Raw genomic sequence first — 14,773 nt, 5'->3', positions numbered from 1 at the left:
ACCGGGCCCAGGCATTGGGGACGGGGCGTCGCGGGACCCGCGTGATATGGCGAAAGCTGGATTGCCTGAATTCCAATCCCCAGAAGATTGAAGGTCGAATCCGCCGGAAAGATGCCTGAAACCGGCGCCGCGCCCTGCGACGGCTTGATGCCATGGCCGACGCAACCTCCAGAGCGCGGAGCGATGCCCAGCGAGGGCATTCAAGGGGATGAGTGGAACGCCTAAGTCACGCTGTTACGTACGACAAGGACGAACATGGGATCGCCTAAGGGAGGAGATCTTCCTATGGCGACGGAGGCCCCGTAGTAGTCGCCGGAGTCACGACCGGCCAAGGAGGACGGGAAAGCCGTCCGCACGGGCGAAGGGGGCCAGGTGATCGGGCACCCAAGAATCGGGAGGTATGCGCAATGCAGAGCGCCGAAACGGTGCTGGGTGTCCTCCGTGAACGCGGCAGGCGCGGCCTGCCGTGCGATGAACTATATCGACAGATGTTCAACCCGCAGTTGTATCTGCTGGCCTACGGGCGTCTCTATTCCAACAAGGGAGCGATGACACCCGGGGTCACCGGGGAGACCGTGGACGGCATGTCGCTGGGCAAGATCGAGCACGTCATCGACGCGCTGCGCCACGAGCGCTACCGGTGGAGCCCGGCCAGGAGGGTCTACATCCCCAAAGGGCGGGGCAGCACGAAACTGCGTCCGCTCGGCTTGCCGCCCTGGAGCGACAAGCTCGTCGGCGAAGTGGTCCGTCTGCTTCTTGAGGCGTACTACGAGCCGACGTTCTCCGACTCCTCCCACGGTTTCCGTCCCCGCCGGGGCTGCCACACCGCGTTAAGTGATGTGGTCCATACCTGGACGGGTACGGCCTGGCTTATCGAGGGCGACATCGCCCAGTGCTTCGACCGGCTTGACCATTCGGTCATGCTCCGAATCCTGGGCGAGAGGATCCGCGACAACCGATTCCTACGGCTGGTGCACAACATGCTCAAGGCCGGATACATGGAGGACTGGGTCTGGAACGCCACGCACAGTGGAAGTCCGCAAGGCGGGGTTGTTTCACCGATCCTGTCCAACATCTACCTGCACAAGATGGACGAGTACGTCGAGAAGGTTCTGATCCCGGAATACACCCGGGGAGGAGTCAGGCAGTCGAACCGCGCCTTTCATCGGGTGTGGGCGGCTATGGCACGCGCTCGCAAGCGTGGTGACCGCACCACAGTGCGGGAACTGCGCAAGCAACTCCGCAGCATGCCCAGCATGGATACTCATGATCCTGGCTACCGGCGGCTGCGGTATGTGCGTTATGCCGACGACACCCTGCTCGGGTTCGCCGGACCAAAGGCAGAGGCCGAGGAAATCAAGGAGCGTCTGGCGCAATTCCTGCGTGATGAACTCAGGTTGGAATTGTCGCCGGAAAAGACGCTCATCACTCATGGCCGCACCCAGGCCGCGAGGTTCCTCGGCTACGACATCACCGTGCACCACAACGACCGCAAGATCACCGGCGGACGGCGTTCCGTCAATGGGGTCATCAGATTGCGTGTCCCTCGTTCGGTGGTATCTGCCAAGCAAGCCCAGTACATGGAGCGCGGCAAACCCGCGCGTCGGCCCGAGCTGCTGAACCAGGACGATCACGTCATCCTCAGCACCTACGGGTCGGAGTACCGCGGCATCGTCCAGTACTACCTGATGGCCGGCGACGTCTTCCGACTCTCCCGGCTGCAATGGGTCATGGAGACCTCGATGTTGATGACGCTGGCGAACAAGCACCGCTCGTCGGTGTCGAAGATGGCCCGCAAGTACGCGACCACCATCGAGACACCGCACGGGCCGCGCAAGTGCTTCGAGGCCCGCGTCGAACGCATCGGCAGGAAGCCACTGGTCGGACGGTTCGGCGGGATACCGCTGCGACGGGACAAGAAGACGGTCATCAATGACCGTCGGCTGGCCCCGGTCAACACCAAACGCAAGGAGTTGGTCACCCGGCTCCTCGCCGGGCGATGCGAGGCGTGCGGGCGCATCGACGAGGTGGAAGTCCACCACGTCGCCAAGCTCGCCGACCTCGGAAAGCCAGGACCAGACCGGCCCCCGTGGGCAGATCTCATGGCTGCACGGCACCGCAAAACCCTTGTGGTCTGCGGAAGTTGCCACGCAACCATCCACGGAAGGAAGTCTGTCCCAGCACTCACGGAGTAGTCACTGGAGAGCCGGGTGCGGTGACAAGTCGCAAGCCCGGTTCGGGCTGGGGGCCGTGGGAAAAGGGCCTGCTCAGCAGGCACCTCGCCGACGGCCCACCAGTACTCTGTGGAGCAACCTGTGCGGCAAGGTCCTGGCCGAGGTCCGCTCCCATGCCGCCTGCTGGGCCACCGCCGTGAACCCCGCCCGGCCCGGGGGCGTACGCGAACAAACCACCCGCCAGCGCTGGCAACAGGTCCACAACCTGCTCGACCAGGGCGTCGGCCTGCTCGAATGCGCTCGCCGCCTCGATGTCGCACTGAACACCGTCAAGCGATACGCCCGCATGCAGGAGCCCACCGCAGAGCGCCGCGCACCCCGCTACAAGCCCACGCTCGTCGACCCCTACCGCGACCACCTCCGCAGCCGCCGCGCCGCCGACCCGGCCGTCCCTGTCAAGCAACTGTTCCAGGAGATAAAGGAGTTGGGATACACCGGCAGCCTCAACCTGCTCTACCGCTACATCACCCAGGGCCGCGCCGGGGGCGACAAGCCCGTCACCACCCCGCAACGCTTCGCCCGCCTCCTCCTCACCCGCCCCGAGAACCTGCGTGACAAGGACACCGCACTCCTGCGGGAACTCACTGAAACCTGTGCCGAGATGACCGAACTCGCCCGCCTCAGCGCCGAGTTCGCGCAGCTACTGACCCCAGCGGAGGGCAACGACGCCAAGCTCACCGACTGGATCACCACAGTCCGCGCCGCCGACCTGCCCCACCTGCACTCCTTCGCGAACGGCCTCGAACTCGACCGCGCCGCCGTCGACGCCGGACTCACCCTCCCGTACCACAACGGCCGCACCGAGGGCGTCAACACGCGAACCAAGCGGATCATGAGGCAGATGCACGGCCGAGCCGGGTTCCCCCTGCTCCGCCACCGCATCCTCCTCCAGTGATCACTACACAGCGCTACCACCGATTACGGGACAGAGCCGTTGGCTGGACAGACCCGGTCAACGCTGTGCCGCGAGGTCGGTACGAACCAGCCGCTCGACGCCCTGTTGCTCCGGCTCAACCCGGCGCTGCGGGGCTGGTGCGCCTACTTCAGGCCCGGAGTGTCGTTCGCGACCTTCTCCTACCTGCGCCACTATCTGTGGTTTGCGGTCTGGCGATGGGCGCGGCGGAAACACCCCAAGACGGCCTTGAGGAAGATCTATCGCCACTACTTCGGCCGTGGATCTTGGTGGGCCAGTGAGAACAGGGAGCTGTTCAACCCCATCTCGGTAGGCACCACGCGCTACCGCTATCGGGGAGCAGCCATCCCCACCCCCTGGCCGATCACGGGATGAGAACCACCACCACGAGGCCCCTTCGGGGCTTGTGGAGAGCCGGGTGCGGTGCCAAGTCGCATGCCCGGTTCGGGAAGCGGCTCCGGGGAAACGGGCCGGTCGAAAGACCGGAACCGCGCCCCGGGCCGACTTCACCACTCTGACAGGAGAGCCTGACCGTTTGCCACACGATCTTGACCACCAATAGGTTCCTGCCACCTGATCTTGACCGGTGGTGGGGGTTGCTGCGCGGGCGTACGGCGATGCCGTGCTGGCGGAGTTCGAGCTCGGTTTCGTGGACGCCGGCGGGGTCCGCCGGCTCCCGCTGGGGCAGGGGTGGAACCGGCGGTTCGAGGCGGCCGAGCCGGTGCGGAAGGTCAACTGGGCCAAGGGCGGCCAGGGCTTCGCAGGCTGGTACTTCTCGGCGACGGTGGGCGACCACGTGGGCTACGAGTCGTGGCTGGAGCGGGACCGGCTGATCCTGCTGGACCGCGATCCGCAGGTGGTCGGGATCGCTTCGCAGCCGTTCTGGCTGCACTGGCACGACGGGAAGCGGCAGCGCCGGCACGCGCCGGACTACTTCGTGCGGCTGGCCGACGTGCGGGGCTGGGTCGTGGACGTCCGGGCGGGCGATCGGATCGACCGGCCCGCGGCCGAGGCGTTCGAGGCGACGGAGCGGGCCTGCGCCGCGGCCGGCTGGGAGTTCGTCCGCGTCGGTGAGCCGGACCCGGTGCTGATGGGGAACGTTCGCTGGCTCTCGCGCTACCGCCGGCGCCGCTGCCTGCGCCCGTCCACCATCGGGTGCAGGTCGGCCCTGACCGGGACGACGATTGAGCTGTTCGTGATGGCGTGAGCATCAAGCCGTGGGCCGTGGATGACGAGTTGTGGGCACTGATCGAGCCGGTCCTGCCGGCCTGGCCCGAGCGGTCTCCCGGTCCGAGGCCAGTGGCGGACCGGCTGTGCCTGCAGGGCATCCTGTTCGTTCTCTACACCGGGATCCGTCTACCAGTCGCTGGGGAGGCTGGGCCACTGGTCGTGGATCTTGCGAATGCCGGAACAGTCGCTGATGTAGGTCTCGTCGCCCTGGATGACGCCGTAGGCGCCGCTGTTCTGCCAGTGGAACACACAGTCAGGGTTGGCCCAGGGCAGCTCATTGATCAGGTCATTGAGCGCCTTGGTGGTCCCCTGGCCCCAGTCGGTGACGTGCACCTCGGTACCGCGCCTGAACCCCACTGCGCCGCTCTCGTACACCCACGCGTCCGTGATGCCGTCAGTCCAGTCGTTGGGGAGGCTGGGCCACTGGTCGTGGATCTTGCGAATGCCGGAACAGTCGCTGATGTAGGTCTCGTCGCCCTGGATGACGCCGTAGGCGCCGCTGTTCTGCCAGTGGAACACACAGTCAGGGTTGGCCCAGGGCAGCTCATTGATCAGGTCATTGAGCGCCTTGGTGGTCCCCTGGCCCCAGTCGGTGACGTGCACCCGGGTACCGCGCCTGAACCCCACTGCGCCGCTCTCGTACACCCACGCGTTTGTGATGGCGGTCATTCGATCCTGCCTCTTGTTCTCGAATGCGGTTCTGTACGGCCCTTCCCGGGAGGGGGTCAAGGGGAGACCGCCTTCGATCCGGGCCTTGTGGCGGGCGGGCCTGTCGTCGCACTACAGGCCGACGGTCCCACTCACGTGAAGGGCCGTTGGCCGAGAGCGATGTGCGCTCCGCCCCTGAGGCCAGCCTCGCGGAAAGGGGATAGTAAGTGCAAGGACAATCGTCTGAATGGCCCAGCGGCGAGCAGTGGCGGGCTTGAGTGACGCTCTGTCAGTTCAGTAAGCCTCGTACCATGATCACGAGGTGGCCTTCTTGAGGCGGCGCCAGCAGATGAGTGAGCAGGCCAGGGAGACGAAGCCGTTGTGGTGGTCGAGGCGTCGTTCCCAGCGGACGGCCAGGGGCTTGAACTCAAACTCACCTGTCAATTGGTCAAGGTCGCCTGTCAGAGGTCACTGGTTCGCAGGGCCGGGACGGCGGCGTCCCAGCCCTGTCCCAGCAGTGTCCCAGGCTGTCCGATTCGACCCGTTTTGCTGGGGCAGTCCTGGGACTGTCCCAGGCCATTTCGCCTGGTGGCGGCGTTCTGCGCCCGGGGTGGGACAGTTGACCTGTCGCACCGAAGTTAGTCGACCAGGTGAGCCGTGACCTGCGTGGACTTGATTGAGTGAGACGACTGCGGGTCGGCGGTTTCCTGCGCGAGGTCGAGGGCCCACCGTTCGGTCGAGGGCCCGTGGCATCATCAGGCTGGTGAGCGGACGCGTTGTACGAACCCAGGCCGAACGTCTCAGTGGATACCGCCGCGTCCTTGAGGCGAGGAGCCCGGACGTGAGCGCTGAGCGTCTGCGCTCGCTCGCGGTCGATGAGATTCGGCCAGTGCGGCTGTGGACGGCGCGTAGTTCCTTGGCGCCGCCTGATGCGTTGGATCGGCTCGCACGGGATGAAGATTCGTCGGTTCAGTGGAATGCGTTGATCAACCCAAGCCTGCCCGACACTGCACTGCGCTGGCTCGCGGACTTGGAGGCGGAGAAGGCCGGCACGAGATGGTTCCTTTTTCGCGAACGCATAGTTCATCACCCCAACGCCTCGGAGGCCCTGCGGGCGGAGCTCGTGGCAGCTGGGGCCTGCAGTTGCCCGCGGCCATGCGGCCGGAACGTCTATGGGCGGCAGATTTTGACTTCGACGCCGTAAATCGATCAGTCGTCAGCGGCAGTTGTCCTGTCTCACCGGTGCCTTAGGTTCCGCTCCTCCAATGCCTCCAGCGCCTCGATTTGGAGCGTTTCCAGGTACTCCCAGGGTTCGAGGTCCCGCTCACGCATCTCGCGCTCAACGCGCCAGTGGATGAACCGTGAGTGGGGAGTCCCGAAGAGGTGACGTCGGTCGATGTCGAGGTCCGGGGACTCTGTCAACCACTTCACCAGGAGGCCGGTCATGCTCAGATCGAACTCGATGAAGGGATGGTGGCGCTCCCACAGGACAACCGGCCACCGCTCGGGAACCGATCCCGTCGTGCGCCAGTAGACGGCGCCCCACAGGTCGCCGTTGCCGTCCGCCAAGCGGAGTCCGCACACCAGTGCCCCGGGCTCCGGCCACAGCGGGTAGTTGGACTTCGTGTGCTGGAGCCACGCGGTCTTCTCGGGGGTCGGGGTCATCTGGCCTACGGACGCAATCCCCGACTCGTGCTTTCCGCTCACAGGCGGGAGCACCATCAGACACTCGTCGATAGTGCCCACGCCGTAGACGGAGATCAGGTCGCGGAAGTCGGCAGGCAACTGGCAGCCGAGATCCCGCTCAACCACCGGCCAGTCGATTCGCTCTCCGTCCTCCGGGCCGGGAGGCAGCAGCGCCATGAGACGGTCCACGTCAGGGTGCACAGTCGCCGTTCCTTCACAGCCGCATGATCATGAGCGCTCACTGTATGCCCGCCTGGTGACACTCACGCCACCCGTCGTTACGGCCACTCACCATCCCACCGCGGCCGCCCGCGTGACTCGGTTCGCTGAGACGAAAGGCGAGACGACTGGGTTCGCTGAGTAGACGCCTCGATTGAATGAGAACGGTCAACAGTGCTGGGACATCCACCCCGGTCCGGCCGGCTGACCCGTCTCAGCGAAGTTTGAGCAGTCTCGCCGAAGTTTGACCGGCGCGGGTTGCCCGCGCGCACCCAGTTGGCGGACGCGGGGGGGTGATACTTCCTCAGGTCCACTTGGTGCTGTCAGAATCCGCAGGTGAAACACACAACTCACCGTCTCACCCCCGCGCAGAAGCGGCGCCAGGTGATCGGCGGACCGCTCTTCCTGGCGGGCTCGGCCTACTTCCTGTACCTCACCGTCAGTCGGCCCCTGAACGAACGGACCGCTCTGGTCGGGACTCTGTTCGTCCCACTGCTGGCCGTCATCGGCACCGCCCACCTGCTTGCCCTCCTCACGAGCGTGAACTTCGACGAGCACGAGCTGCGGTGGACCACCCTGTTGGGCCGCCGCAAGCGGTTCGCCTGGGCGGACATCACGCACGTCGAGGTGGTGAAGAAGAACGAGCGCGCCAACGCCCCGGAGATCGTAAGGATCACGCACCGGGTCCGCGGCATGTACGACCTGCCGGTGCTCATAGGTCTCCCGGGCAGCTGGCGGGACCCCGATTTCGAGGCCAAGACCGCCGGCCTCGTCACCACCTGGCGCGCCGCCGCGGCAGCAGCCACGAAGTAGGTTCGCACCCCCACGGCGGGCGCCGACCCACAATCGCGTGGCCGGCACCCTCGGCCCTCTGGTGCTCAACAGAGCAAAGAGAGAACGCAGAGATCGCTCCGTCCCAGGCGGCAGGGATGCCGACCCGCTGTGCCTGCAGCCGGCGACGGGGCGAGCCGGGGGACTACCTGCTCAAGGGGCACCTGAGCGGCCCCGTCGAGCACCCGAGGAGCCAGGAGCAGTGCCTGAAGCTGCGCGGCCAGGGCCGCGCCGAACTCGCCCAGGCGGGAGCTGACCAGTGAGCCCCGCCGACCCGGACAACCCGAACGAGGCCGCCCGTCTGACCCAGGAGCTCATCGACGAGGGCTACACCAAGCGCCAGGTCGCCAAGATGCTCGGCCGCGACGCCTCGCTCGTCAGCCAGTTCTTCAGCAAGGGCAAGGGCGCGAGCATGGTCGGCGCGCTGCGCCAGGTGGTGCGGCGGTGCGCGGCGGCGAGCGCGATACCGAGGCGCTGTCCGGTATCGCCGGGGCGAACGTGAAGCGGCGCACCACCAAGGGCGGGCAGAAGGCGCGGGTGCGGGGCAAGGACACGATCGGCACCCCGGGCGGCAGCATGGCCGGCCGTGCGGGGAAGCAGGCCATCAAGCCCGGTGCCGCCCACCTTGCCCCGGTGGTCCACGAGACCGGGCAGGCCGGGGGGAGTCGGCCTTCACCGTGCGGATGAAGGCCAACCAGTTCACCCACTCCGCCGGGTCGAAGGACGACTCGCCGGGCCTGCGGCGTGGAGTGATCCCGCGCGCGGGCGGCACCGAGGAGCGCACCTACGGTTCCAGCTCGACTGGTGGTTCGATGCCGCTGAGTGGTCCCAGCGCGTCGCGGACCAGCACGGCGACGTCACCGAGGTGATGAAGGCCTGGCTGGTGGAGACCGGCCGCGCCGTCGGGGACGGCGACATCGCCTACATGGAGGTCCGCGGCTGGGTGTCCGACTAGCAGACCGGCGGCTTTCCCGGATGTGACTGAACACTTCACTTGGCGGGTGAGCGCCCGAGTTGGCGGGCTGAGCGTTAGGCTCGGGCGAGGTGTCTGAGCCGGGACGCGGTGGTTGGAACCTGGCCATGGGGACTGGAACCACCGTCGGCTGCCCGGTGAGGTTGATCCCAGCCGGCTGCTTCCTGGCCAGGTCGGGCCCGGGTGGGCGACGCGAGACCGGTGTCAACAAGCGTGGCATATCGCCGCGGGTGCCAAAGAGAATGTCCCGTCGGTTCCAGCCGCGATGGCCCGCAGTCCGAGGAGAAGCAGGTCGCCGGGCCCCGCAGTTCCAACTACCGTGGCCCGGCGCAGTGTCCGCCTTGGCGGGACGGTGCTGTCATTGATCACAGCTCCACTGGCTAGTGCTCGCTCCAGCCGAGGACCTGATCGGCTTCGGCCCACGGGCCGTCGACGACCACGGCACCACCCGTTCGCAGGTCGACCAGGTTGAGGGTTTGGTGGTACGACTCCGCGTACGCCGCAACTGCGGAGGCCGCTGACGGATCCGGTACGACGGTGTTCCCAGACATCGGCCAGCTGGTCGCGGCGCCTTGGCCCACGGCTATGGGGAGGGCGCGCTGTTGGACGACGGCCCCCGTACTGGGATCACTGGTGGTGACGGTGTAGGTGTAGCCGCTCTGCTGGCCCGACTTCTTGGTGACCCGGACCAGGTCGCAGCTGCCGGGCTGGAAGAACCAGAGCGTCCCCATCGAGCCGTCCTGCGTGCTCCCCACGTGCTTGGCCGTCTGCTGAGGGGCGTTGGGGTCGCCTCCTCCCGGCTTCAGCAGATCTGTGAACACATACTGCTGGTCGTCCGTCGCAGTCTTCGCGTCGACCAGCACATGGCTGCCGCAGGAGGAGTCGACCGTCCAGCGGGTGTCCAAGTCGTCCAACTGCGGGGACAGTTGCACGGCGGCGATGGTTGACACATCCGCCGACGGTGCTTGGTACTGGCCCGTGACCAGGGGCATGTCGCCCTTCAGCCGGTCGAAGGCAAGGTGGTCGTTGTCCAGCCAACGCGCGCAGGACATCGAGGAGTACACCGTCTGCGGACCGCCGGTGGGGAGCGCACCGGGGCTGTTCCAACTTTGCTGCTGGCTGTAGATCGCGCTCTTGCGCGTGGCGACCATGGTGAAGGTCCCGTCCAGGGCGACGGAGAACACCCCCTGATGGGTGGTGAAGGCAACGTGCTTGCCGTCCGGTGCCCACTCGGCGCACGACACACCATCGACCACCGGTGGCACGGTGATCTGCTGCGCAGCGGGAGCCAGGCTCCGCACCGTCATGATCCGGCCCGACACGTAGGCGAGCGATGTGCCGTCTGGGGACAGTGCCGCTGTCCCCTGGACCACTGGCGTGCCCGGGTCGAGAAGCGGCACGGCGGTGGCCTTGCCGCCCTCGATGCGGCTGATCCGCCAGACCATCGTGGTTCCGGGAGGCTGCTGTCCCTCGACGACCAGGGAGCCCGAGAACTCCGGAGCCGGCGGCTTGGGCGGCTTGGCACCCGACGCGCAGGCGCTCGCCACGAGGAGCAGCGCCAGCGCGCCGAGCGACCGCCAACGCGGCCTGGCAATACGACTGTTGGACTCGATTAACATCGCTCGATCGTGCCAGCCGCTGTTCAGGCATGGCAAGGGTGGTCAGTGACTGGCCGCGGCCTGAGGCCAGCTCGGTCTGTCCGCATGGACCGTAGCCATCGCTTCCCGCGCAGACGGAGGCGAACAAGCTGGTCATCTCCCCCTGCCCTCCAGGCATCGGAGCCGACCCGGAAGCCTGCCGCCTCTGGAAGTACCACCGTAGATTCACCTGCACCTGGCTCAGACAGACGAACGACCATCCCCACTACCGCGAGCTGAAGATGCTCTTTGACAAGCATGCCGACCAACTCGCCGTCGCCATTGACGCCACCCGCTCAGCTCGCCAAATCAACCGCTCATCCGCCAAGTGAAGCGCTCAGTCGCACCGGACCTCCCGGGGAGGCCGCCCGCCTCTCACCACCCAGCCCGCCGCTCAGCCACCCTCCCCGCACCGCCCGGCATCCGAAGGCGAAGCACCGCTGTGGAGACCACCGCCGCCACCGCCGAGCAGGACGTGCCGGCCGGGCTGCGCGCCCAGGCCAAGGCGCCGGTTCCGGCGCAGCCGTCCGGCAGCGTCGTCAATCCGCTGCCACTGCACTGGTTCCAGAAGGACGCCGTCGCGGCCGCGGTGCGTGAGGTGAAGAACGGGGGCCGCGCCACGGTCGTCGCGGCGACCGGCTCGGGCAAGACGCTGATCGCCGCCGGCTGCGCCCGTCGTCTCGCCGTTGCGTGGCCGGGTGCTGGTGCTGGTGCCGACGATCGAGCTGTTGGAGCAGACCGCCGAAGCGTGGTCGCTGCGGGGCGGTCGCCGGGGGCTGGCCATCGCGGCGTGCTCGCGTCAGGAGGCGTTGGAGAGTGCGGAGGCCGGCGGCCGCATTCAGGCGCAGGTGACCACGCAGGCCGTCCGGATCGCCGACCTGGTCGCCACCGCCGGGCCCAGCGAGCCGGTCACCGTCTACGCCACCTACGCGAGCATGGAGCGCATCGTCCAGGCCCACAGTGACTTCAGCCTGCCGATGTGGGACCTGGTGGTGATCGACGAGGCGCACCGCGCCGCCGGCGCCGAGGGCAGGGCGTGGGCGGCCGTCCACGACGACGCGCAGATCCTCGCGAAGCGCCGGTGGAAGCTCGGGCAGGGGATCGAGCACGGATTCCTCGCGGACTACCGCGTGCTGGTGCCCGTGGTGACCGATGAGGTCCTGCGCGAGCTGCTCAACCTGCCCGCGGTCGCGGACCTGCGCTCGCAGCGCTCGAATGAGGAACTGCTGCGCCTGGCCCTGCAGATCGCGGTGCTGCGCGCGGTCGCCGACCTCGGCCTGCGCCGCGTCATCACCTTCCGCTCCCGGGTGTCCGCGGCGCGGGAGTTCGCGAGCACCCTGCTGGACGCCTGCGAGCTGCTGCCCGACGCGGACCGCCCCGAGCGGATCTGGGCGAAGGCGGTCGCCGGCACCGACCGCCTCAAGGACCGCCGCGCCGCGTTCACCGAGTTCAACGCCCACACCGGCGACGACGGCGAGGAGTGCGGAATCCTCGCCAACGCCCGCCTCCTGTCCGAGGGCATCGACGTCAGAAGTGTGGACTCGATCGTCTTCAGCGATCCGAAGTCGAGCGTCATCGACATCGTCCAGGCCGTCGGCCGGGCGCTGCGCCAGTCCTACCGCCAGGGCAAGGTGTCCTGGGTCATCATCCCCATCTACCTGCCCAGCCCCGCCGTGGGCGACGACACCGCCGCCGCCGACCCGGCCGAGGTCCACGACGCCGGTGAGGTGGTGAACGCGGAGGCCGACGCCGAGCTCGAAGCATCCGGCTTCCGTACGATCTGGCGGGTCCTGCGGGTCCTGCGGGTCCTGCGGGTCCTGCGGGTCCTGCGGGCGCTGGCGGCGCATGACGCCCGAGTGGTTGGCCGGATCACCGAGCTGCGCACCAACCGCTCCCAGACGCAGCACACCACCACGGAGGCCTCCGAGAAGGCGGAGGCCGACACCGGAGAGGGGGAGGAGCAGCCGGCGGTGGTGGAGTCGCCGGTCGAGTGGCTGCGGATCAACGCGCGCCAGCACGCGGCGCGGATCCTGCAGACGGTGAAGCTGCGGGCGTTCAATCCGCGGGTGGTCGAGTGGCAGCGGATGCACGCCGTCGCGGCGGTGTTCCACATCGGGCACGGCCATCTCGACCCCACCGGCAAGGCGAAGCACACCGGGCTGATCTCCTGGCGCGCCCGCCAGCGTCACCTCAACGGCCAGGGCCTGCTCGACGCGGCCCGCGTCTCCGGGCTGGATGCGCTCGGCGTGATCTGGTCGAAGAACGCAGGCGCGCGGGGGCGCGGCGCCGCGTACGCCGCCGCGTTCCATCACCAGCACGGTCACCTGGCGATCCCGGCGACCGCGAAGCTGGACGACTACGCGGTGGGCGCGTGGATACCGCCGCCAGCGCAAGGCCGCGGGCCTCAACCCCGACCAGGTCGCCAAGCTGGACGGTCTGGACGAGCTGTGGCGGATGGAGCCGGACCGGAACCGCTCCTACCGCCGCCTGCTCGCCTACCTGGCCGCCGGCGGAACCCTCACCGGCCCGGTGAACCGCACCGGCCTCGGCGACGACTCGGCGTTCCGCCCCGGTGCGTGGCTGCGCAAGCAGGCGGGGGCCCGCGCCGATGGGAAGCTGACCGAGCAGCAGAGCGCGCTCCTGGATGCGCTCCACGGACATACAGCCGAGACCGTCGCCGGCTGACCGGACCGAAGATCCGCCGTCGCGGCCCACGGGGGCGGCCCGACCCGGAGGGACGAGTGACCACCACCGGGACCACCCCGCAGCCGCCCGAAAGGCCGGTCACCGCCGCCGAGGAACCGGGCACGCCGGTCGGCCGCGACTGGCGGGAGGAGCCGGGGACCGCCCGCCTGGCCCGCCTTGCTGCGGCTCGGCTGCGCCGTGCCCTGGCGGCCGGGTCACAAGGATTTCACAAGACCCCTTGCTAGGTTCGCCGCTGATTCGGCACTTGGAAGGGGTAGTTGATGGCGTTCCCCGGGCATTGGACGTTTCCGCGGGCCCTGGCCCTGGCCGTGGCGCTGGGCGCGTCGGGCTGTCAGACAGTCGGCACCGGCCCGAGCGGCGGCACCGGTCCGAGCGGCGGCACCGGTCCGGTGTCGTCCGTTGCGGTAGCCACAGCGGTTGCCCCGCCCGGGTGCCAGACCGGGCCCGCGCCTTCGCAGCCGCAGCTCACCGGTGTCCGCACCACGAGCCTGACCGTGCCGGCCCAGCCCTTCGGATTGGTCTACGCCCCTACCGGCCACGTCGCCTTCGCGGTGCTGCAGTCGGCACTGGGGGTGCTGTCCACCGACAGCGCCACGCCACGGCTCGTGCGGACGATCCCGCTTCCGGCCGCGAGCGTGGGCAAGGAAGGCGCCACCGGAATCACGCTCACCCACGACGGAAGCGAACTGCTCATCGCCGCGGGCAGCGGGGCGATCGTGGTGGACACGGCCAAGGCAGCGGCCGGCACGCCAGGGGCCGTGCTGGGAACGCTCACCGGCACGGCCGGGACCAGCGCGATCGAGGTCACCGTCTCACCCGACGACCGCTACGCCTTTGTCAGCCAGGAGTACGGCAACGCCCAGACCGGCCACCGCGGTGACATCGAGGTCTTCGACCTGCGCACGGCGGTTCGTACCGGGTTCGGCCAGGCTGCGCAGATCGGCAGTCTCACGCTGGGCGACGCCGTGGTCGGCACTGCCCTGTCCCCCGACGGGCGCCGACTGTACGCGACCAGCGAAGTCGACCCGAGCACGCCCCCGAGCACGCCGGCGAGCACGCCGGCGGGCTCCAAGCACGGCGAAATCAGCGTCATCGATCTTCCCACCCTGGAGTCCACGCCCGGCAAGGCCCTGCTGGGCAGCGTCGCCGCCGGGTGCGAGCCGGTACGGGTCCTCCCCGCACCGGACGGGCACACCGTGTGGGTCACCGCACGGGGAAGCAACGCCCTGCTCGCCTTCGACGCCGACAGGCTCACCACCGACCCCGGGCACGCCCTGCTCACCTCCGTCCAGGTGGGCACCGCCCCGGTTGGCCTGGTCCTCCTCCAGGGCGGCGCCCGCATCGTTACTGCGGACTCCGACCGGTTCCACACCGCGGGCGCCACGACCGGCCTGACCGTGGTGGACACCCGGGCCGCGCTCACCGGTAAACCGGCCGCCCTCGGGCGCATCCCGACCGGCGCCTTCCCCCGCGAGTTCGCCCTCAGCCCCGACGCGACGACCCTGCTCGTCTCGGACCACGACTCCGACCAGATCCAGGCGATCGACACCGCCACACTGCCGTGAGGTGGGCCAGCCGAGTCGACGTCCGAATTGTGGACGCCGTGTGCTTCGCGGTCCCGAAGTCCTCGGTCATCGACCCTGGAAACGGCCCCGGAGGCCGCGCGGGTGGAGCCCCGGGCGATGCTGGTGGGCCG

13 protein-coding genes and 2 pseudogenes are annotated in these 14,773 nt (G+C 68.4%); 11 read left to right on the top strand and 4 right to left on the bottom strand.

The window, feature by feature from the left end:
- Nucleotides 1–407: 407 nt before the first annotated feature.
- From P3T34_RS01175 to P3T34_RS01155, 5 genes and pseudogenes are all read left to right on the top strand, one after another.
- A complete protein-coding gene (locus tag P3T34_RS01175; protein WP_280664059.1) occupies nucleotides 408–2,195 on the top strand; it encodes a reverse transcriptase/maturase family protein in 1,788 nt (595 codons plus the stop codon).
- A 106-nt stretch (nucleotides 2,196–2,301) separates the two neighbouring features.
- Nucleotides 2,302–3,129 (top strand): annotated as a pseudogene (locus tag P3T34_RS01170) (transposase); the annotation flags it as partial.
- A 39-nt stretch (nucleotides 3,130–3,168) separates the two neighbouring features.
- On the top strand, nucleotides 3,169–3,522 hold the full coding sequence (locus tag P3T34_RS01165) for a group II intron maturase-specific domain-containing protein (protein ID WP_280664058.1): 354 nt from the start codon (nucleotides 3,169–3,171) through the stop codon (nucleotides 3,520–3,522).
- A gap of 211 nt (nucleotides 3,523–3,733) precedes the next feature.
- A complete protein-coding gene (locus tag P3T34_RS01160) occupies nucleotides 3,734–4,354 on the top strand; it encodes a TnsA-like heteromeric transposase endonuclease subunit (protein ID WP_280664057.1) in 621 nt (206 codons plus the stop codon).
- Nucleotides 4,355–4,356: 2 nt separating this feature from the next.
- A pseudogene (locus P3T34_RS01155) lies at nucleotides 4,357–4,503 on the top strand (transposase); the annotation flags it as partial.
- Here the strand turns inward: P3T34_RS01155 and P3T34_RS01150 are convergent.
- The 3 genes from P3T34_RS01150 to P3T34_RS01140 form a co-directional block, all read right to left on the bottom strand.
- Nucleotides 4,504–5,046, bottom strand: a complete 543-nt coding sequence (locus tag P3T34_RS01150; RefSeq protein ID WP_280672670.1) for a hypothetical protein — start codon at nucleotides 5,044–5,046, stop codon at nucleotides 4,504–4,506.
- A gap of 294 nt (nucleotides 5,047–5,340) precedes the next feature.
- Nucleotides 5,341–5,469 carry a hypothetical protein gene (locus tag P3T34_RS01145; protein WP_280664056.1) on the bottom strand — a complete coding sequence of 43 codons (129 nt, stop codon included), beginning with the start codon at nucleotides 5,467–5,469 and terminating at the stop codon, nucleotides 5,341–5,343.
- Between the two features lie 792 nt (nucleotides 5,470–6,261).
- Nucleotides 6,262–6,888, bottom strand: a complete 627-nt coding sequence (locus P3T34_RS01140) for an SMI1/KNR4 family protein (RefSeq protein ID WP_280664055.1) — start codon at nucleotides 6,886–6,888, stop codon at nucleotides 6,262–6,264.
- Between the two features lie 378 nt (nucleotides 6,889–7,266).
- Between P3T34_RS01140 and P3T34_RS01135 the strand changes: the two genes are divergently transcribed.
- From P3T34_RS01135 to P3T34_RS01120, 4 genes are all read left to right on the top strand, one after another.
- The gene (locus P3T34_RS01135) at nucleotides 7,267–7,743 is read left to right on the top strand and encodes a hypothetical protein (protein WP_280664054.1); all 477 of its coding nucleotides are present in this window, start codon (nucleotides 7,267–7,269) and stop codon (nucleotides 7,741–7,743) included.
- Nucleotides 7,744–7,859: 116 nt separating this feature from the next.
- Nucleotides 7,860–8,024, top strand: coding sequence for a hypothetical protein (locus P3T34_RS01130; protein WP_280664053.1), 165 nt, complete (start codon nucleotides 7,860–7,862; stop codon nucleotides 8,022–8,024).
- Nucleotides 8,021–8,263: a hypothetical protein gene (locus P3T34_RS01125; RefSeq protein ID WP_280664052.1), complete on the top strand. Its 243-nt coding sequence runs from the start codon at nucleotides 8,021–8,023 to the stop codon at nucleotides 8,261–8,263. The genes P3T34_RS01130 and P3T34_RS01125 overlap by 4 nt, the downstream gene beginning before the upstream one ends.
- Nucleotides 8,260–8,448: a hypothetical protein gene (locus P3T34_RS01120; protein ID WP_280664051.1), complete on the top strand. Its 189-nt coding sequence runs from the start codon at nucleotides 8,260–8,262 to the stop codon at nucleotides 8,446–8,448. The genes P3T34_RS01125 and P3T34_RS01120 overlap by 4 nt, the downstream gene beginning before the upstream one ends.
- Nucleotides 8,449–9,114: 666 nt before the next feature.
- On the opposite strand, the gene P3T34_RS01115 is transcribed toward P3T34_RS01120, so the two are convergent.
- A complete protein-coding gene (locus tag P3T34_RS01115; RefSeq protein WP_280664050.1) occupies nucleotides 9,115–10,353 on the bottom strand; it encodes a hypothetical protein in 1,239 nt (412 codons plus the stop codon).
- A gap of 716 nt (nucleotides 10,354–11,069) precedes the next feature.
- On the opposite strand from P3T34_RS01115, the gene P3T34_RS01110 reads away from it, so the two are divergent.
- Together P3T34_RS01110 and P3T34_RS01105 are read left to right on the top strand one after the other, a co-directional pair.
- Nucleotides 11,070–13,301, top strand: a complete 2,232-nt coding sequence (locus tag P3T34_RS01110) for a DEAD/DEAH box helicase (RefSeq protein ID WP_280664049.1) — start codon at nucleotides 11,070–11,072, stop codon at nucleotides 13,299–13,301.
- Between the two features lie 36 nt (nucleotides 13,302–13,337).
- Nucleotides 13,338–14,642 carry a YncE family protein gene (locus P3T34_RS01105; RefSeq protein WP_280664048.1) on the top strand — a complete coding sequence of 435 codons (1,305 nt, stop codon included), beginning with the start codon at nucleotides 13,338–13,340 and terminating at the stop codon, nucleotides 14,640–14,642.
- Nucleotides 14,643–14,773: the final 131 nt, after the last annotated feature.

It is taken from the genome of Kitasatospora sp. MAP12-44, assembly GCF_029892095.1.
GTDB lineage: Bacteria > Actinomycetota > Actinomycetes > Streptomycetales > Streptomycetaceae > Kitasatospora.
Note: the sequence above shows the minus strand (reverse complement) of the source record. Positions and strands in the feature narration are given on the sequence as shown.

Bases quoted from the DNA above. Each gene is read 5' to 3' on its own strand.
- P3T34_RS01175 (WP_280664059.1), top strand. From the start codon at position 408: ATGCAGAGCGCCGAAACGGTGCTGGGTGTCCTCCGTGAACGCGGCAGG.
- P3T34_RS01150 (WP_280672670.1), bottom strand. From the start codon at position 5,046: ATGACCGCCATCACAAACGCGTGGGTGTACGAGAGCGGCGCAGTGGGG.
- P3T34_RS01140 (WP_280664055.1), bottom strand. From the start codon at position 6,888: ATGGCGCTGCTGCCTCCCGGCCCGGAGGACGGAGAGCGAATCGACTGG.
- P3T34_RS01130 (WP_280664053.1), top strand. From the start codon at position 7,860: ATGCCGACCCGCTGTGCCTGCAGCCGGCGACGGGGCGAGCCGGGGGAC.
- P3T34_RS01115 (WP_280664050.1), bottom strand. From the start codon at position 10,353: ATGTTAATCGAGTCCAACAGTCGTATTGCCAGGCCGCGTTGGCGGTCG.
- P3T34_RS01105 (WP_280664048.1), top strand. From the start codon at position 13,338: ATGGCGTTCCCCGGGCATTGGACGTTTCCGCGGGCCCTGGCCCTGGCC.